We start from the raw sequence: 18,964 nt of genomic DNA, 5'->3' as shown, positions 1-18,964 counted from the left end.
GGGCCATACACGGCCGGGTCAGCTGGTCCGCACGGCCTTCAGCACGACCTCGGCTCCCTGGTCGGCGTATCCGCGCGACCGGCCACCCGCAGTCCGGGCGCGCTGGCAGGATGGCGGGCATGTGCCCCGTCCCGTATGCCGTCCGATGAGCCGCCCGCTTCGGGTCGGTGTGCAGCTGCCCGAGGTCGAGAGGCGGGTCGAGTGGCCCGAGCTGGTCACGATGGCCCGCACTGCCGAGGATGTCGGCCTGGACTCGCTCTGGCTCGGCGACCACCTGCTCTACGACCTGCCTGGTGGGGTGGCCCGTGGCCCGTGGGAGGCCTGGACCTCGCTGGCGGCCCTCGCCGCAGTCACGGAGCGCGTAGAGCTCGGACCGTTCGTCGCCTCGACGAGCTTCCACACCCCCGCGATGCTGGCGAAGATGGCCGCGACCGTCGACGCGATCTCCGGCGGACGGCTCGTCCTGGGCCTCGGCGCGGGCTGGAACGCGCGGGAGTACAGGGCATACGGCTTCCCCTTCGACAACCGGGTCGGGCGCTTCGAGGAGGCGTTCACGGTCATCCGGCGCCTGCTGCGCGAGGGTCGGGTCGACTTCCACGGCCGGTACTACGACGTCGACGACTGCGTGCTCGACCCGGGGTCGGCCCGTCCCGGCGGTCCGCCGCTGATGCTCGGCTCGACCGGGCCGCGGATGATGCGCATCGGCCTGCCTCACGTCGACCTGTGGAACACGTGGTGGAGCGACTACGACAACTCCCCCGCCGAGTTCGCTCGTCTCAAGGCCCGCGTGGACGCCGCGGCTCTCGAGGCGGGCCGGGCCGAGGGCGAGGTCGCCGCGACGGCGGCCGTCTTCGTGCAGTTCGAGGGCGGCGCGGGCCGGGTCATGGGCGACTCGGAGTATGCCGCATCGGTCTCCCCCGTGCCCGGCGAGCCAGGTGCGATCGCCGAGCACCTCGAGGCCATGGCGCAGGCCGGCGCGACCCACGTCCAGCTCGTCCTGGACCCGATCACCGTCGAGACCATCTCCGCCCTTCGCCCCGCCCTCGCCCGGCTCGACCGCACCCCCTGACCGCCCTGCCCCTCGATCAGGGAGCGGGCGGGCGCTGTGGGGAGCGGCATCGGAGGCGGCCACCCGGCATACAGCCTCGGCGTGAGGCTGGAACGGCGCCGACGCTCCACGCCGCGATCCACGGTGCCCGCCCGCGGACGCGACCAGCGCAATCCGGGAAAAGACAGGGCCCGGACCGCCGAAGCGGTCCGGGCCCTGCCGGAGATCTACTGCTGGTGCAGCGTCAGATCACTTGAGGATCTTGGTGACGCGGCCGGCGCCGACCGTGCGGCCACCCTCGCGGATGGCGAACTTGAGGCCCTCCTCCATGGCGATCGGCTGGATGAGCTCGACCTTCATGTCGGTGTTGTCGCCGGGCATGACCATCTCGGTGCCCTCGGGCAGGTGCACGACACCCGTCACGTCCGTGGTACGGAAGTAGAACTGCGGGCGGTAGTTGTCGTAGAACGGCGTGTGACGGCCGCCCTCGTCCTTGGACAGGATGTAGACCTGCGCCTCGAAGTCCGTGTGCGGGGTGATCGAGCCCGGCTTCACGACGACCTGGCCACGCTCGACGTCCTCGCGCTTGGTGCCACGAAGAAGCAGGCCGACGTTCTCACCGGCGCGACCCTCGTCGAGGAGCTTGCGGAACATCTCGACACCGGTGACGGTGGTCTTGGCCGGCGGGCCGGTGTGGATGCCGACGATCTCGACCTCCTCGTTGACCTTGAGGACACCGCGCTCGATACGACCGGTGACGACCGTGCCACGACCCGTGATCGTGAAGACGTCCTCGATCGGCATCAGGAACGGCTTGTCGACGTCACGCTCGGGCTCCGGGATGGAGTTGTCGACGGCGTCCATGAGGTCGAGGACCGACTGGCCCCACTCGGCGTCGCCCTCGAGCGCCTTGAGCGCCGAGACCTTGACGACCGGCAGGTCGTCGCCCGGGAACTCGTACTGCGACAGGAGCTCACGGACCTCCATCTCGACGAGCTCGAGGATCTCCTCGTCGTCGACCATGTCGGCCTTGTTGAGCGCCACGACGATGTAGGGCACGCCGACCTGGCGAGCCAGGAGCACGTGCTCCTTCGTCTGCGGCATCGGGCCGTCGGTGGCGGCGACCACGAGGATCGCGCCGTCCATCTGGGCAGCACCGGTGATCATGTTCTTGACGTAGTCGGCGTGACCCGGGCAGTCGACGTGCGCGTAGTGACGCGTCTCGGTCTGGTACTCGATGTGAGCGATCGAGATCGTGATGCCGCGCTGACGCTCCTCAGGAGCCTTGTCGATGTCCTCGAACGCGAACTGGGGGTTCAGGTTGGGGTACTTGTCGTGCAGGACCTTGGAGATCGCAGCCGTCAGCGTCGTCTTGCCGTGGTCGATGTGACCGATCGTGCCGATGTTGACGTGCGGCTTGGTCCGCTCGAACTTTGCCTTCGCCACTGTGTGTCCTCCTCAGGACTTCTGTGTTACGCCGTACGACCAGGGCAGGACGGGGCGCTGTTGGGTTGGATTCCGAGAACAGAGACTACGGGATGCCGTCAGGTGGCTCCCGAGGTCACTCTCCGCGGGTCTTCTTGATGATCTCCTCGGCGACAGCCTTGGGGACCTCTGCGTAGGAGTCGAACTCCATGGAGAAGCTCGCGCGGCCCTGCGTCTTGGAGCGCAGGTCGCCGACGTAGCCGAACATCTCGGACAGGGGGACGAGGCCGCGAACGACCTTGGCACCACTGATGTCCTCCATGCCCTGGATCTGGCCACGGCGGGAGTTGATGTCGCCGATGACGTCACCCATGTAGTCCTCGGGCGTGCGCACCTCGACGGCCATCATCGGCTCGAGGAGCACGGGGTCCGCCTTGCGGATGGCCTCCTTGAGGACCATCGAGCCGGCGATCTTGAACGCCATCTCGGACGAGTCGACGTCGTGGTAGCCACCGTCGACGAGCGTTGCCTTGATGCCGACGAGCGGGTAGCCCGCGAGCACGCCGTACTGCATCGCGTCCTGGATGCCGGCGTCGACCGACGGGATGTACTCACGCGGCACGCGGCCACCGGTGACAGCGTTGACGAACTCGTACATCGAGCCGTCCTCGGTCTCGCCCAGCGGCTCGAAGGTCACCTGGACCTTCGCGAACTGGCCGGAACCACCGGTCTGCTTCTTGTGCGTGTAGTCGTACTTCTCGACCGAGCGACGGATCGTCTCGCGGTACGCGACCTGCGGCTTGCCGACGTTGGCCTCGACCTTGAACTCGCGCTTCATCCGGTCGACGAGGATGTCGAGGTGCAGCTCACCCATGCCGGCGATGATCGTCTGGCCGGTGTCCTCGTCGAGGTGGACCTGGAAGGTCGGGTCCTCGGCGGAGAGCTTCTGGATGGCCGTCGACAGCTTCTCCTGGTCGCCCTTGGTCTTGGGCTCGATGGCGACCTGGATGACCGGCTCGGGGAACGTCATCGACTCGAGGACGATCTGCTCGCTCGGGTCGGACAGCGTGTCGCCCGTGGTCGTGTCCTTGAGGCCGATGGCCGCGTAGATGTGACCGGCGAGCGCCTCCTCGACCGGGTTCTCCTTGTTGGCGTGCATCTGGAACAGCTTGCCGATGCGCTCCTTCTTGCCCTTGGTCGTGTTGACGACCTGCGAGCCCGCGGCGATGCGGCCGGAGTAGACCCGGATGAAGGTGAGCGTGCCGAAGAACGGGTGCGCGGCGACCTTGAAGGCCAGCGCCGAGAACGGGGCGTCCTTGCTCGGCTCACGCGTCATCTCGACCGACTCGTCGCCCGGCTTGTGGCCGACCATCGGCGGCACGTCGACCGGGGACGGGAGGTAGTCGACGACGGCGTCGAGCATCGGCTGGACACCGCGGTTCTTGAACGCGGAGCCGCAGATCACGGGGTAGAGCTCGGAGGTGACCGTGAGCTGGCGGATGCCGGCCTTGATCTCCTCGGGTGTGAGCTCCTCACCGCCGAGGTACTTCTCCATGAGGTCGTCGTCGGACTCCGCGACGCGCTCGACGAGGTGCTGGCGGTACTCCTCCACCTGCTCGAGCATGTCCTCGGGGATGTCCTGGATCTCGTACTTGGCGCCCATGGTGACATCACCCTTGGCGTCGCCGGGCCACACCAGGGCGCGGCGGTGGATCAGGTCGACGACACCGACGAAGTCGTTCTCGGCACCGATCGGCAGCTGGAGCACGAGCGGCTCCGCGCCGAGGCGGTCCTTGATCGTCTGCACGGTGAAGTAGAAGTCCGCGCCGAGCTTGTCCATCTTGTTGACGAACGCGATGCGGGGCACGTTGTACTTGTCGGCCTGGCGCCACACCGTCTCGGACTGGGGCTCGACACCCTCCTTGCCGTCGAACACCGCGACGGCGCCGTCGAGGACGCGCAGCGACCGCTCGACCTCGACCGTGAAGTCGACGTGACCGGGCGTGTCGATGATGTTGATCTGGGTGCCCTCCCAGAAGCAGGTGACAGCGGCGGAGGTGATGGTGATCCCCCGCTCCTTCTCCTGCTCCATCCAGTCGGTCGTCGACGCACCGTCGTGCGTCTCACCGATCTTGTGGTTGACACCGGTGTAGAAGAGGACGCGCTCAGTCGTCGTGGTCTTGCCAGCGTCGATGTGCGCCATGATGCCGATGTTGCGGACCTTCTTCAGGTCCGTCAGGACGTCAAGTGCCACGTCAGTTGTCTCGTCTCATTCGTTAGCGTGGAAATCGTTGGGGGCTCGCCGGGCACGCTCGATGCGCGCGGTGGCGGGCACTGCCCGGGCGGTATGCCGTGAAGCGGGCTCACGGCATACCGCCGGGCGCCGCTGTCACCAGCGGTAGTGCGCGAAGGCCTTGTTGGACTCGGCCATCTTGTGGGTGTCCTCGCGACGCTTCACCGCGGCACCGAGGCCGTTGGAGGCGTCGAGGATCTCGTTCATGAGGCGCTCGGTCATGGTCTTCTCACGACGCTGGCGCGAGTAGCCGACGAGCCAGCGCAGGGCGAGCGTCGTGCTGCGGCCCGGCTTGACCTCGATCGGCACCTGGTAGGTGGCGCCACCGACTCGACGGGACTTGACCTCCATGGCCGGCTTGACGTTGTCGAGCGCGCGCTTGAGCGTGGCGACGGGGTCGGTGCCGGTCTTCTGGCGGCAGCCCTCGAGGGCGCCGTAGACGATGGTCTCGGCGATCGACTTCTTGCCGTCCAGGAGGATCTTGTTGACGAGCTGCGTGACGAGCGGGCTGCTGTAGACCGGGTCGACGACGAGCGGACGCTTCGGAGCGGGTCCCTTGCGAGGCATCAGCTCTTCTCCTTCTTCGCGCCGTAGCGGCTACGGGCCTGCTTGCGGTTCTTCACGCCCTGGGTGTCGAGCGTGCCGCGGACGATCTTGTAGCGGACACCGGGGAGGTCCTTCACTCGACCGCCACGCACGAGCACGATCGAGTGCTCCTGCAGGTTGTGGCCGACGCCCGGGATGTACGCGGTGACCTCGATGCCGCTCGAGAGGCGCACACGGGCGACCTTGCGAAGGGCAGAGTTCGGCTTCTTGGGGGTGGTGGTGTACACACGCGTGCACACACCGCGGCGCTGGGGCGAGCCCTTGAGCGCCGGGGTCTTGGCCTTGCTGGCCTTGTCCTGGCGGCCCTTGCGGACCAGCTGGTTGATGGTAGGCAACCTGGTGACTCCGTTACGTTGCTGTGGTCGGCCGTCCGGTGGACGACTCCTTGGCTGTTCGGCTTCTCGACCCCCGAGGTCGGGTGTGTCCCCGCGGTCGAGAAATCCGGTTCTCTCCCCTGCACTCCCCGAACCGGCGACCGACGAGGTCGATCGAAGGGAACGGGTTGCCCGGCGAGAGGTTCGCTCTGGACCTCAGTGATGTCGCGTCAGGCCGTGCTGGCGGACAGGGCACCGGGGCCGTCATCGCGCATGACTGAGGACATGCCTCAGACACAGTGTTCAAGCGTACCGGGGGCGTGGACGGCGACCAAATCGGTACACGGGATCGCCGTGCACCCTCGACCGTGGTCGCGGACCGCAGCCGCCACCGTCACGCCTGTCGTACAACGGCCGGCCGGCCGCGAATCTTCCCGTGGTTCTGCCCGTGGTTCCGCTGGTCAGCCCAGACGCCAGTCCCCGGCATACATGTGCAGCACGGGCAGGCCGAGCTCGTCGCGGGCCCGCGATGCCCAGTCCCGGTGGAAGGTGTCCTCGACCGCGTGAGGCTCGGTGACGATGACGACCTCGGTCGCCTTGAGCCGGGCGACCTCTTCGACGAGGGTCGGCACCGGGTCGTCGGCGGTGATCTCGCCCGTCGCGGCGACCTCGTGCCGGGCGAACTCCGACAGCGTCGCCGCGAGCGCCGTGTCGGCGTCGGCGTGCGCCTCGCCGCGGTCGATCGGGCGTAGCGAGTCCAGCGCCTCGCGCATCTCGAACAGGCTGAGGTGGTCCAGGAACGTCGAGAGCAGGTTGCGCTCCGTGTCGGCCGGGACGAGCACCCGGTAGGTCGGCTCCTCGTCCTTGTGCAGCGCCACGATCTTGTCGACGTCGACCGGCTTGAGCGCCTCCTCGGTCAGCACGATGATCGTGGGCGCCGGCTGCGTCTCCGCGGGAGCGTCATCGGTCGGCGCCGCGGACCCGGCGGTGACGGGCGCCGGCGTGACGGGCGCCGGCATGACGGGCGCCGGCGTGACGGGCGCCGGCGCCGCCGACTCTGGTGCCGACTCAGGTGCGGACTCAGGTGCGGACTCAGGTGCGGACTCGGGCGCGTTCGGGGTGGCTGCCGTGGGCTCGGTCATGGCCTCAACCTTATAGAGGCCGTCGACCCCGGCGCGCCGGAACCCTCCCGCCTCAACGTCGCCCCTGTTCCGGCCGTAGCCCTGTCGGTTGGTCTGCTGGTTGGTCTGCTGGTTGGTCTGCTGGTTCTGGGGGTGATCACCACCGGAACCAGCCGACCATCCCGCGATCCTTGACGGTGCCGGGTGCCGATGCCTCGGCGGAGTATGCCGCTGGGCCGGCTCCCGGATGTGGGAGCCGGCCCAGCGGCATACCTATGTGGTGCTGGCCGTCCGGCCGCCCGGTGGAACCGAGCGGCCCGGACCGGTCAGAACTTGTCGAGACCGAGGGCCTCGTCGTCGAGGCGGATCGCCTCGCCGGAGCCCGAACCGAACCCGGCGTAGTCGTACGCGTCGTAGTTCGGCAGCGAGTACATCGCGGCCTTGGCCTCCTCGGTCGGCTCCACCTTGATGTTCCGGTAGCGGGGCAGGCCCGTGCCGGCAGGGATGAGCTTTCCGAGGATGACGTTCTCCTTGAGGCCGAGCAGCGGGTCGGACTTGGCCTCCATGGCGGCCTGCGTGAGCACGCGGGTCGTCTCCTGGAAGGACGCGGCCGACAGCCACGACTCGGTCGCGAGCGAGGCCTTGGTGATGCCCATGAGCTCGGGGCGACCCGAGGCCGGGCGGCCGCCCTCGGCGATCGCCTTGCGGTTCTCCTCCTCGAAGCGGCCACGCTCGGCGAGCTCGCCCGGGAGCAGGTCCGCGTCGCCGGACTCGATGATCGTCACGCGACGCAGCATCTGGCGCACGATGACCTCGATGTGCTTGTCGTGGATCGACACACCCTGCTGGCGGTAGACGTGCTGGACCTCGTCGACGAGGTGCTTCTGCGCGGCCCGCGGGCCGAGGATACGAAGCACCTGCTTCGGGTCGATCGCGCCCTGGATCAGCTTGGTGCCGACCTCGACGTGGTCACCGTCCTGGACCAGCAGGCGCGAGCGCTTGCTGACCGGGTAGGCGTGCTGCTCGGAACCGTCGTCCGGCGTGAGCAGGATGCGGCGCGCCTTGTCGGTGTCCTCGATCTCGACCCGGCCGGTGGCCTCGGCGATCGGGGCGACACCCTTGGGCGTGCGCGCCTCGAAGAGCTCGACGACACGCGGCAGACCCTGCGTGATGTCGTCGGCCGCCGCGGCGCCACCGGTGTGGAAGGTACGCATCGTCAGCTGCGTGCCCGGCTCACCGATCGACTGCGCCGCGATGATGCCCACGGCCTCACCGATGTCGACGAGCTTGCCGGTCGCGAGCGAACGGCCGTAGCAGGCGGCACACGTGCCGACCCGGCTGTCACAGGTCAGGACCGAGCGGACCTTGATCTGGTCGATGCCGGACTCGAACAGGGCACTGATGACGACGTCGCCGACGTCGATGCCCGCGTTGGCCAGCACCGTGCCGTCCTGGTCCGTCACGTCCTCCGCGAGGGTGCGGGCGTACACCGACGCCTCGACGACCTCGGAGAGGCTGCGCGTGCCGGTGGTCTCGTTGACCGTGGCGATCGGCAGCGTCAGGCCGCGCTCGGTGCCACAGTCGTCCTCACGGATGATGACGTCCTGCGACACGTCGACGAGACGACGCGTGAGGTAACCCGAGTCGGCCGTCCGCAGAGCGGTGTCGGCCAGACCCTTGCGGGCACCGTGCGTCGAGATGAAGAACTCGAGCACCGTGAGGCCCTCACGGAAGTTCGCCTTGATCGGACGCGGGATGATCTCGCCCTTCGGGTTGGCCATGAGGCCACGCATGCCGGCGATCTGACGGATCTGGAACCAGTTACCACCAGCACCCGAGGACACCATCCGGTAGATGGGGTTCGTGCGCGGGAAGTTGGACTCCATCTCCTTGGCGACCTGGTTGGAGGCCTGCGTCCAGATCTCGACGAGCTCCTGGCGGCGCTCCTCGTCGGTGATGAGACCACGCTCGTACTGGGTCTGGACCTTGGCGGCCTTGGTCTCGTAGCCCTCGAGGATGTCGGACTTGTTGTCCGGCGTCGTGACGTCGGAGATCGACACGGTGCAGCCCGAGCGGGTCGACCAGTAGAAGCCGGCCTCCTTCAGGGCGTCGAGGGACGCGGCGACCTGCACCTTGCTGTAGCGCTCGGCGAGGTCGTTGACGATGGCCGAGAGCCGCTTGCGGTCGACGGCACGGTTCTCGAACGGGTAGTCCACCGGCAGCGTGTCGTTGAACAGCGCGCGGCCGAGCGTCGTGTCGAGCGTGATCGCCGGCACGAGGCCTTCGGGACCCACGTCGAGGCCCTCGGGCAGCTCGACGCCGGCCGGGGGGACGAGGTCCGTCAGACGGATCCGCACCTTGGAGCCGAGCTGGATCTCGCCACGGTCGAACGCCATCCGCGCCTCGGCGGGCGAGGTGAACGCACGTCCGGCGCCGGCGCCGCCACCGTCGACCTCGTCGGTCAGGTGGAAGATGCCGGTGATCATGTCCTGCGTCGGCATGGTCACGGGGCGACCGTCGGCCGGCTTGAGGATGTTGTTGCTCGACAGCATGAGAATGCGGGCCTCGGCCTGCGCCTCCGCCGACAGCGGCACGTGGACGGCCATCTGGTCACCGTCGAAGTCGGCGTTGAAGGCCGAGCAGACGAGCGGGTGGATCTGGATGGCCTTGCCCTCGACGAGCTGCGGCTCGAACGCCTGGATGCCGAGACGGTGCAGCGTGGGAGCACGGTTGAGCAGCACCGGGTGCTCGGTGATGACCTCTTCGAGCACGTCCCACACGACCGGGCGGGCCCGCTCGACCATGCGCTTGGCCGACTTGATGTTCTGCGCGTGGTCGAGGTCGACCAGACGCTTCATCACGAACGGCTTGAACAGCTCGAGCGCCATCTGCTTGGGCAGGCCGCACTGGTGCAGCTTGAGCTGCGGGCCGACGACGATGACCGAACGGCCGGAGTAGTCGACGCGCTTGCCGAGCAGGTTCTGGCGGAACCGGCCCTGCTTGCCCTTGAGCATGTCGGACAGCGACTTGAGCGGACGGTTGCCGGGGCCCGTGACCGGGCGGCCGCGACGGCCGTTGTCGAAGAGGCTGTCGACAGCCTCCTGGAGCATCCGCTTCTCGTTGTTGACGATGATCTCGGGAGCACCGAGGTCGAGCAGGCGCTTGAGCCGGTTGTTGCGGTTGATGACGCGACGGTAGAGGTCGTTCAGGTCGGAGGTCGCGAAACGGCCACCGTCGAGCTGGACCATCGGGCGCAGGTCCGGCGGGATGACCGGGATCGCGTCGAGGACCATGCCGCTCGGGCGGTTGGTCGTGGTCTGGAACGCCGCGACGACCTTGAGGCGCTTGATGGCGCGGGTCTTCTTCTGGCCCTTGCCGGTCGCGATGATCTCCTGCAGCGCGTCCGCCTCGGCCTCGAGGTCGAAGGACTCGAGGCGCTTCTGGATCGCCGCCGCGCCCATGCCGCCCTCGAAGTAGAGGCCGAACCGGTCGCGCATCTCGCGGTAGAGGATCTCGTCGCCCTCGAGGTCCTGGACCTTGAGGTTCTTGAAGCGGTCCCAGACCTGCTCGAGACGCTCGACCTGCTGCTCGGAGCGCTTGCGGATGTTGTTCATCTCGCGCTCGGCCGAGTCACGGACCTTGCGCTTCGCGTCGCCCTTGGCACCCTCGGCCTCGAGCTCGGCGATGTCCTTCTCGAGCTTCTGCGCACGCGCCTCGATCTCGGCGTCGCGGCGGTTCTCGAGCTCCTTCTTCTCGACCTGGATCTGCGCCTCGAGCGAGGGCAGGTCCTGGTGGCGCTGCTCCTCGTCGACGTGCGTGATCATGTAGGCCGCGAAGTAGATGACCTTCTCGAGGTCCTTCGGGGCGAGGTCGAGCAGGTACCCGAGGCGCGACGGGACGCCCTTGAAGTACCAGATGTGGGTGACGGGGGCGGCGAGCTCGATGTGGCCCATCCGCTCGCGGCGCACCTTGGCGCGCGTGACCTCGACGCCACAGCGCTCACAGATGATGCCCTTGAAGCGGACGCGCTTGTACTTGCCACAGTTGCACTCCCAGTCCCGGGTGGGGCCGAAGATGCGCTCGCAGAAGAGGCCCTCCTTCTCCGGCTTGAGGGTGCGGTAGTTGATGGTCTCGGGCTTCTTGACCTCGCCGTGGCTCCACCCACGGATGTCCTCCGCGGAGGCCAGGCCGATGCGCAGCTCGTCGAAGAAGTTGACGTCGAGCACGTGGTTCCTTCTCTCGTAACTCTCGTTAAGTCTCAAGTGGTCTGACTGGATGGGGCTGGGGGCTCACGTATGCCGCGGACGGTCCCGGCGCGCGCCGGGACGGTGCCCGGCGGCATACGTGAGCTCGCGTCAGACCTCCTCGACGCTGGACGGCTCGCGCCGGCTCAGGTCGATGCCGAGCTCCTCCGCTGCGCGGAAGACCTCCTCGTCGCTTTCCTTCATCTCGATCCTCGTGCCGTCCGAGCTCAGGACCTCGACGTTGAGACACAGCGACTGCATCTCCTTGAGGAGGACCTTGAACGACTCCGGGATGCCCGAGTCGGGGATGTTCTCGCCCTTGACGATGGCTTCGTACACCTTGACGCGTCCGGGGACGTCGTCGGACTTGATCGTCAGCAGCTCCTGCAGGGTGTATGCCGCGCCGTACGCCTCGAGCGCCCACACCTCCATCTCACCGAAGCGCTGGCCACCGAACTGGGCCTTACCGCCGAGCGGCTGCTGCGTGATCATGGAGTACGGACCCGTCGAGCGAGCGTGGATCTTGTCGTCGACGAGGTGGTGGAGCTTGAGGATGTACATGTAGCCCACGGACACCGGCTCCGGGAACGGCTCGCCGGAGCGGCCGTCGAACAGGCGGGCCTTGCCCGAGGAGTCGACGAGACGCACGCCGTCGCGCGTCACCAGGGTCGAGTCGAGCAGGCCCGTCACGACCTCCTCCGACGCACCGTCGAACACCGGGGTCGCGACGCGCGTGCCGGCCGGGGCCTCGTGCGCGTCGCCCGGGATCTGGCCGGCCCACTCGGGGCTGCCCTCGATCTTCCAACCGCGGCTCGCGGCCCAGCCGAGGTGCAGCTCCAGGATCTGGCCGAGGTTCATGCGCCGCGGCACACCGTGCGGGTTGAGCACGACGTCGACCGGGGTGCCGTCCTCGAGGAACGGCATGTCCTCGACCGGCAGGATCTTGGAGATGACGCCCTTGTTGCCGTGCCGGCCGGCGAGCTTGTCGCCGTCGGTGATCTTGCGCTTGTTGGCCACGTAGACGCGCACCAGCTGGTTGACGCCCGGGGGCAGGTCGTCGCCCTGGTCGGCGCGGAACTCCTTGACACCGATGACCGTGCCGGTCTCGCCGTGCGGGACCTTGAGCGAGGTGTCGCGGACCTCGCGCGCCTTCTCACCGAAGATCGCGCGGAGCAGGCGCTCCTCCGGGGTCAGCTCGGTCTCGCCCTTGGGCGTGACCTTGCCGACGAGCAGGTCGCCGTCGCGCACCTCGGCGCCCACGCGGATGATGCCGCGCTCGTCGAGGTCTGCGAGGACGTCCTCGGAGACGTTCGGGATGTCCCGGGTGATCTCCTCGGGGCCCAGCTTGGTGTCACGGGCGTCGACCTCGTGCTCCTCGATGTGGATCGAGGAGAGGACGTCGTCCTGGACGAGGCGCTGGGACAGGATGATCGCGTCCTCGTAGTTGTGCCCCTCCCACGACATGAACGCCACGAGCAGGTTGCGCCCGAGCGCCATCTCGCCGCCGTCGGTCGCCGGACCGTCGGCGATGACGTCGCCGGCCTCGAGCCGCTGGCCCTCGTCGACCCGGACGACCTGGTTGTAGCTCGTGCCCTGGTTGGAGCGGCTGAACTTCGCGATGCGGTACGTCTGGTAGGTGCCGTCGTCGTTGGCGACGGTGACGAGGTCGGCGGAGACCTCCTGGACGGCGCCGGCCTTGTCGGCCCGGACGACGTCACCGGAGTCGAGCGCGGCACGGAACTCCATGCCGGTGCCGACCAGCGGCGCCTCGCTCTTGACCAGCGGCACGGCCTGACGCTGCATGTTCGCGCCCATGAGCGCGCGGTTGGCGTCGTCGTGCTCGAGGAACGGGATCATCGCGGTCGCGGCCGAGACCATCTGGCGCGGCGAGACGTCCATGTAGTCGACCTCGTCGCCGGGCACGAGCTCGACCTCGCCACCCTTGGTGCGCACGAGCACGCGCTCGTCGACGAAGTTGCCGTCCTTGTCCAAGGCCGCGTTGGCCTGGGCGACGACGAACTTGTCCTCCTCGTCGGCGGACAGGTAGTGGATCTCGTCGGTGACCACGCCGCGCTCGACCTTGCGGTACGGCGTCTCGATGAAGCCGAACGCGTTGATCCGGCCGTACGAGGCGAGCGAGCCGATGAGGCCGATGTTCGGGCCTTCCGGCGTCTCGATCGGGCACATGCGGCCGTAGTGCGACGGGTGGACGTCACGGACCTCCATCTGCGCACGGTCACGGGAGATACCACCCGGGCCGAGAGCAGACAGGCGACGCTTGTGGGTCAGGCCCGCGAGCGGGTTGTTCTGGTCCATGAACTGCGACAGCTGCGAGGTGCCGAAGAACTCCTTGATCGACGCCACCACCGGGCGGATGTTGATCAGGGTCTGCGGCGTGATCGCCTCGACGTCCTGGGTCGTCATGCGCTCACGCACGACGCGCTCCATGCGGGACAGGCCGGTGCGGACCTGGTTCTGGATGAGCTCGCCGACGGAGCGGAGGCGACGGTTGCCGAAGTGGTCGATGTCATCGACCTCGACGCGGACGTCGATCTCCTCACCGTTGCGGTGACCCTTCATGGAGTCCAGACCGGCGTGCAGGGTCACGATGAACTTGATCGTCTTGACGATGTCGTCGATGGACAGCGTCGAGTCGTTGATCGGGGCCTCGAGACCGAGCTTCTTGTTGACCTTGTAGCGGCCGACCTTGGCCAGGTCGTAGCGCTTGCTGTTGAAGTAGAGGTTGTCCAGCAGCGTCTGCGCGGCCTCCTTGGTCGGCGGCTCGCCCGGGCGCAGCTTGCGGTAGATGTCGAGCAGCGCGTCGTCCTGACCCTGGGTGTGGTCCTTCTCCAGGGTGAGGCGCATCGACTCGAAGTCGCCGAACTCCTCGAGGATCTGGGCCTCGGTCCAGCCGAGGGCCTTGAGCAGCACCGTGACGGACTGCTTGCGCTTGCGGTCGACGCGGACGCCGACCATGTCGCGCTTGTCGATCTCGAACTCGAGCCAGGCACCGCGGCTCGGGATGATCTTGGCGGTGAAGATGTCCTTGTCGGACGTCTTGTCGGGGGTGCGCTCGAAGTACACGCCCGGGCTGCGGACGAGCTGCGAGACGACGACCCGCTCGGTGCCGTTGATGATGAAGGTTCCGCGCTCGGTCATGAGCGGGAAGTCGCCCATGAAGACCGTCTGGCTCTTGATCTCGCCGGTGACGGTGTTCATGAACTCGGCCGTCACGAAGAGCGGCGCGTCGTACGTCTGGTCGCGCTCCTTGCACGACTCGATCGTCTTGCGGGTCTCCTCGAAGCGGTGGTCACGGAACGACAGCGACATCGAGCCGCTGAAGTCCTCGATCGGGGAGATCTCCTCGAAGATCTCCTCCAGCCCGGACCGGTCGGGGACGTCGGTACGACCCTCGGCCTTGGCCGCAGCGACGCGAGCCTGCCAGCGCTCGTTACCGAGCAGCCAGTCGAAACTCTCCGTCTGAAGGGCCAGGAGGTCGGGGACCTCGAGTGGTTCGCGAATCTTCGCGAAGGACAGACGCCCCGAAGGGGTCTGTGCGGTGGACATGTTGGTCGCAGTACGCGCGGCAGCCAAGGAGGGTCCTTCCACGGGCCTTTCGAATCTTCAGATCCGCGTTGCCGCATGGCTCCGCTCGCAGGTCCCAAGGGTCAGACCGAATGCCGGGTGGCATGGGCAGATGCCTGACTGAGATCGCGAAGGGTGGGCATGGGCAGCGCAAAGGCCTAGCCTACCCCCAAAGGGCAGGTGTGTCCAGCCGGGTCAAGAAGCGGAGTTCGAACGACCTCTACGCCTCCCGAACCGGGAGTCCCGTGAAGGAACGCGACGAATATGGACCCTTCGCGGCGCGACGTCAAGGGCCTTGCCACCCTCCGTGCGTGGCGCGACGGCAGAGCGTGAGGCCAAAGCAGCCCCAACCGGGCGCAACCTCCCGTATGCCGCCCCCCTGACGAAGCCGGAAACCTGCCAGCCCCGTCGTGGTCGAGTGGGCGCTCCGTCCCACGGGTCACGTGACGGGTGGTGCTCCTGTGACGGGGCGCCCACTCGACTGGGTGTGGACGGGCGCGGGGCCGGGTCGGGCGAATGTGGACCGCGCGCTCCATCCCCGAGGTCGCCCGCGAGCTCCATCCCCCGTCGCCCGCGCGCCCCATTCCTCACTGTCGAGTGGGCGCTCCGTCCCACGGGTCACGTGACGGGTGGTGCCCCTGTGACGGGGCGCCCACTCGACTGGGTGTGGACGGGCGCGGGAGCCCGGCCGGGGAGAACGTGGCCCGCGCGCTTCCCCGGTGGACGGGTGCGGCATACCTACGATGGCTTCGTCCGAGTTCACCTCACCGATCACCCACCGACCGATCACTCATCGAGGGGAGCACCATGTCAGACCCCAACCCGCCCGAGCAGCCGTCGTTCAACCAGCCCGCCCCGGGCGACCCGACGGCTCCGATGCCCACTGGCGGGCCGGCGACACCACCGCCCGGATCGCCAGAAGACGTGCCGATGCCGGCCGTGGGCAGCACACCGCCGCCCGTCGGAGGCGGCACCCAGCCGCCCCCGCCTCCGCCGCCCGCACCTCCGACGGGTGGCCCGTCGGGCGTCTCGAGCATTCCCGACCCGGCCAAGGAGGGCGCCGGGTTCTTCAACGCGCTCTTCGACTTCAGCTTCACGAACTTCGTCACCCCCATCCTCGTGCGCATCGTCTACCTGCTCGCGACGGCGGCGCTCGTCGCGTCGTGGCTCGTGTTCCTCTTCGCGGCCTTCGCCCAGAACGTGGGCAGCGGCATCACGGTGCTCATCCTCGGCCCGGTCTTCCTCATCATCTACCTGGCCGTCATCCGCATGACCCTCGAGTTCTACCTGTCGGTCGTGCGCATGAGCATGGACATCCACCAGCGTCTCCCCCAGGCGTGAGCCGTCTGAGCCGTCTGAGCCGTCTGAGTTCCGTCGAGCTCGCCGGGGTCGCCTGAGCTAGACAGAGTCGAGTGGCCGCTTCCATAGCAGTCGAGCGGTATAGAAGCGGCCACTCGATGTCAGAGGGTGGGCTGCTGCTGGGTGATGCAGTGGATCCCGCCGCCACGGTCGAACAGCGGGCGGGCGTCGACCCCCACCACCCGACGGCCCGGGTAGGCGTCGGCGAGGACCCCCAGCGAGGCGTCGTCCTGCTCGTCGCCGAAGGTGCACGCGATGACGCCACCGTTGACGACGAGGTGGTTGAGGTAGGACCAGTCGACCGGGCCGTCGTCGTCGGCGAGCGTGCGCGGCGCCGGCACCCCGACGACCTCGAAGCGCTCCCCGCGGGCGTCGCGGGCGTCCTCGAGCAGCTCCCGGAGCTCACGGCTGACCGCATGGTCGGGGTGGGCCGCCTCCCGCTGGTCGTGCAGCAGGATGACGCCCGGGCTCGGGATCGTCGCCACGATGTCGACGTGGCCACGGGTGCCGAACTCGTCGTAGTCGCGGGTGAGACCCCGCGGCAGCCAGATGCACGTCGTCGCACCGATCGTCCGGGCCAGCTCGGCCTCGACATCGGCCCGAGTCAGGCCGGGATTGCGCCCCGGGTCGAGCTGCACCGTCTCCGTCAGCAGCACCGTGCCGAGTCCGTCGACATGGATGCCGCCGCCCTCGTTGACCAGCTCCGAGCCGATCCGCTGCGCGCCGGCGAGCTCGGCGACGAAGGACGCGATGCGTGCGTCGTGCTCCCAGGTGGCCCACTCCTGGGCGCCCCACCCGTTGAAGACCCAGTCGACGGCGCCGAGGCGCGTCCCGTCGGCAGAGTGGACGAAGCTCGGGCCGATGTCGCGCATCCAGGCATCGTCCAGGGCGGCCGGCACCAGCTCGACCTGCGGGTGCAGCAGCGTCTCCGCGACGGCGAGGTCGTCGGGCACGACGACCATCCGGACCGGCTCGAACTCGATGACGGCGTTGGCGACCGCGGCCCAGGTGCGCCGGGCCAGGTCGACCTCGTCAGGGGTGTCGCCGAGCGTGTAGCCCTGGCTCGGCCACGCCATCCAGGTGCAGTCGTGCGGCGCCGTCTCCGACGGCATCCGCCAGACCGGCGCGGCAGTCGCGTCCTCCCCCGCCACCGTCGGGCCTCAGCCGACCTCGCGACGGTGCTCGTCGCGGATCGGGGCGGTCAGGGCGGCATACGAGTCAGGGCGCCGGGTGGCCAGGAACGGGAAGAGCTCCAGCCGTTCTGCCGCTGGGCCAGGTCGAGGTCCGCGACGAGGACGGCGGCCTCGTCGCGCGGTGCCTGGGCGAGAATCCGGCCGTACGGGTCGGAGATGAACGACGACCCGTAGAAGGTGCGAAGGCCCTCGGTGCCCGCGGAGGGTCTCGACGAGCGCAGTGGGGTCGTCGACCCACGCATGCTGCACGAGAGCGACCCGCACCGGGGCGGCATCGGGCTGGTCGACGCGGGCGAAGGACTCGGGGACGCCATCGGCCTGGATGAGCTTCACACGCCGCAGTATGCCGCAGCGCCGAGCGGGTGGTGGGCGCGCTCGACGCTGCGAGCTGGGGTGGCCGGCGTTCAGAACGCGGAGAGGTCACTGACGAGCCAGCGGTCGCCCACCTTCCGCATGGTCGCCAGCACGCGGTTCTGGTCGATCGCCGGGGCCTTCTGGGCGGCCGTCGTCGTCGCCTGGTTGATGAAGGCGAGCACGCGGACCGTCGACCCGCCGGCACCGTCGCCGGTCGAGTCCATGACGCCGGCCTCGTAGACCTTGGCCTGCACGGTGGCCGCGTTCTTCACGGCCATCGGCTTGATGTCGGAGGTCGCGACCGTGGCGAACTGCTCGCGGAACGGCGAGGTGAGCTGCGGGGTGACCTGCGCGACGTGCGCGTCGAAGTCGGCGCCCCGGTAGCTGAGCAGGCTCTCGAGCGTCGTGCGCGCGGAGGCGACGGCCGCCGCCCGGTCGGCGTCGGTCAGCCGCGCAGGAAGGGCGAACGCGAGCAGTGCGGCGAGAGCGGCGACCGCGAGCGCGGCGGCGGTCAGTGCCGGCCAGAGCCGCGGGCGCTGAGGGTGACCGGCGCTCTGGAGCGTCTCGCCGGGAGCGGCCGGGTGGTGCGCGGGGTGACGACCCAGGGCGGGCCGCCTGAGCAACGGCCGTTTCCGGCCGGGCCGCTCCACGACCGGCCGCTCCACGACCGGCCGCTCCACGACCGGCCGCCCCACGACGGACCGCTCCACGACCGGCCGCGGGCGGCGTGCGCCCGCAACGCGCCTGCGGCGCGGGTCAGCTGACGAAGTCAAGGGTGCTCACCTTCCATGCGTCGCCGACCTTCACCAGGTCGAGGCGGAGCCGGTACGTCTTCTTCTCCGGCGTCGAGGTCGCCGAGTTCGTGGTGGGCGCGACGATGCCCACGATGACCTTTGCCGAGTGGTCATCAGCCGAGACGAGGGCCGCCTCCGCGCGTTCGACGCGGGAGTCTGTGTGGTTCGCTGTGACGACCGGCTTCAGCTGCGCGAGGGTCGCCTCGTACTCCTTCTTGAAGCTCCCGGTGGCGTCGTCGAGCACCCGCCTGGTGTCCGTGTCGAACGCCGCCGCGCTCACTGTCACGAAGTTGACGGCGATCTGGCGTCCGGCAGCGAGCGCCGCAGCCCGGTCGTCCGCCGCCCGCTGGTCCGTCCAGGTCGCCCGCCCGAGCGTCAGCGCCACGCCGACGACGGCGAGGACGAGCACCGCCGTCGCCGCCCAGAGGACGCGCGGGGAGGGACGCCGACCGCGCAGGGACGGGACGGCATACCTCGCGGTATGCCGTGGGGCCGGCTGGGCGTAGGGGCGCGGGCTCTCCGTGGCGGGGCGCGGGCCCTCCGTTGCTGGGCCCGGGTCCTCTGTGGCGGGGTCGCGAACGGCGCGCAGGTGCCCCTTGGGGCGGCTGGTGACCATCGTCATCGAGGG

General features: G+C 68.8%; 12 protein-coding genes and 1 pseudogene. 2 read left to right on the top strand and 11 right to left on the bottom strand.

Annotation, left to right across the window (positions count from 1 at the left end; translation table 11 throughout):
• Positions 1 to 145: 145 nt before the first annotated feature.
• Entirely contained in the window at positions 146 to 1,069 is a 924-nt protein-coding gene (locus ACWEOW_RS10725) for an LLM class flavin-dependent oxidoreductase (protein ID WP_452269184.1), read from the top strand.
• 228 nt (positions 1,070 to 1,297) lie between these two features.
• Here ACWEOW_RS10725 and tuf read toward each other — a convergent pair whose 3' ends face one another.
• From tuf to rpoB, 7 genes are all read right to left on the bottom strand, one after another.
• On the bottom strand, positions 1,298 to 2,494 hold the full coding sequence (gene tuf / locus ACWEOW_RS10720) for an elongation factor Tu (protein WP_452269183.1): 1,197 nt from the start codon (positions 2,492 to 2,494) through the stop codon (positions 1,298 to 1,300).
• Positions 2,495 to 2,609: 115 nt separating this feature from the next.
• Positions 2,610 to 4,727 (bottom strand): elongation factor G, encoded by a 2,118-nt coding sequence (fusA, locus tag ACWEOW_RS10715; RefSeq protein ID WP_452269182.1) that lies wholly within the window; start codon positions 4,725 to 4,727, stop codon positions 2,610 to 2,612.
• Positions 4,728 to 4,862: 135 nt separating this feature from the next.
• Positions 4,863 to 5,333 carry a 30S ribosomal protein S7 gene (rpsG, locus tag ACWEOW_RS10710; protein ID WP_452269181.1) on the bottom strand — a complete coding sequence of 157 codons (471 nt, stop codon included), beginning with the start codon at positions 5,331 to 5,333 and terminating at the stop codon, positions 4,863 to 4,865.
• A complete protein-coding gene (rpsL, locus tag ACWEOW_RS10705) occupies positions 5,333 to 5,707 on the bottom strand; it encodes a 30S ribosomal protein S12 (RefSeq protein ID WP_020143255.1) in 375 nt (124 codons plus the stop codon). Before rpsL ends, rpsG begins: the two co-directional genes overlap by 1 nt.
• Positions 5,708 to 6,147: 440 nt before the next feature.
• Positions 6,148 to 6,828, bottom strand: a complete 681-nt coding sequence (locus ACWEOW_RS10700) for a hypothetical protein (protein WP_452269180.1) — start codon at positions 6,826 to 6,828, stop codon at positions 6,148 to 6,150.
• A 305-nt stretch (positions 6,829 to 7,133) separates the two neighbouring features.
• Positions 7,134 to 11,033, bottom strand: a complete 3,900-nt coding sequence (locus ACWEOW_RS10695; protein ID WP_452269179.1) for a DNA-directed RNA polymerase subunit beta' — start codon at positions 11,031 to 11,033, stop codon at positions 7,134 to 7,136.
• Between the two features lie 129 nt (positions 11,034 to 11,162).
• Complete coding sequence (gene rpoB, locus ACWEOW_RS10690; RefSeq protein WP_452269178.1) at positions 11,163 to 14,645, bottom strand: DNA-directed RNA polymerase subunit beta; 3,483 nt, start codon at positions 14,643 to 14,645, stop codon at positions 11,163 to 11,165.
• Positions 14,646 to 15,443: 798 nt separating this feature from the next.
• Between rpoB and ACWEOW_RS10685 the strand changes: the two genes are divergently transcribed.
• A complete protein-coding gene (locus ACWEOW_RS10685; RefSeq protein ID WP_452269177.1) occupies positions 15,444 to 15,977 on the top strand; it encodes a DUF4282 domain-containing protein in 534 nt (177 codons plus the stop codon).
• A gap of 119 nt (positions 15,978 to 16,096) precedes the next feature.
• On the opposite strand, the gene ACWEOW_RS10680 is transcribed toward ACWEOW_RS10685, so the two are convergent.
• From ACWEOW_RS10680 to ACWEOW_RS10665, 4 genes and pseudogenes are all read right to left on the bottom strand, one after another.
• Positions 16,097 to 17,107 (bottom strand): agmatine deiminase family protein, encoded by a 1,011-nt coding sequence (locus tag ACWEOW_RS10680; protein ID WP_452269176.1) that lies wholly within the window; start codon positions 17,105 to 17,107, stop codon positions 16,097 to 16,099.
• A 48-nt stretch (positions 17,108 to 17,155) separates the two neighbouring features.
• A pseudogene (locus tag ACWEOW_RS10675) lies at positions 17,156 to 17,385 on the bottom strand (nitrilase-related carbon-nitrogen hydrolase); the annotation flags it as partial.
• Between the two features lie 207 nt (positions 17,386 to 17,592).
• Positions 17,593 to 18,315, bottom strand: coding sequence for a hypothetical protein (locus ACWEOW_RS10670; RefSeq protein ID WP_452269175.1), 723 nt, complete (start codon positions 18,313 to 18,315; stop codon positions 17,593 to 17,595).
• Complete coding sequence (locus tag ACWEOW_RS10665; RefSeq protein WP_452269174.1) at positions 18,299 to 18,958, bottom strand: hypothetical protein; 660 nt, start codon at positions 18,956 to 18,958, stop codon at positions 18,299 to 18,301. The genes ACWEOW_RS10670 and ACWEOW_RS10665 overlap by 17 nt, the downstream gene beginning before the upstream one ends.
• Positions 18,959 to 18,964 lie beyond the last annotated feature (6 nt).

The organism is Monashia sp. NPDC004114 (assembly GCF_053603855.1).
The sequence above is the reverse complement of the archived record's forward strand: the minus strand, read 5'-3'. Positions and strand labels throughout refer to the sequence as shown.

Excerpts from the sequence above, each read along its gene's own strand:
- ACWEOW_RS10700 (WP_452269180.1), bottom strand. The coding sequence starts at position 6,828 with ATGACCGAGCCCACGGCAGCCACCCCGAACGCGCCCGAGTCCGCACCT.
- ACWEOW_RS10725 (WP_452269184.1), top strand. The coding sequence starts at position 146 with ATGAGCCGCCCGCTTCGGGTCGGTGTGCAGCTGCCCGAGGTCGAGAGG.
- ACWEOW_RS10685 (WP_452269177.1), top strand. The coding sequence starts at position 15,444 with ATGTCAGACCCCAACCCGCCCGAGCAGCCGTCGTTCAACCAGCCCGCC.
- rpsG (WP_452269181.1), bottom strand. The coding sequence starts at position 5,333 with ATGCCTCGCAAGGGACCCGCTCCGAAGCGTCCGCTCGTCGTCGACCCG.
- ACWEOW_RS10665 (WP_452269174.1), bottom strand. The coding sequence starts at position 18,958 with ATGACGATGGTCACCAGCCGCCCCAAGGGGCACCTGCGCGCCGTTCGC.
- ACWEOW_RS10680 (WP_452269176.1), bottom strand. The coding sequence starts at position 17,107 with ATGCCGTCGGAGACGGCGCCGCACGACTGCACCTGGATGGCGTGGCCG.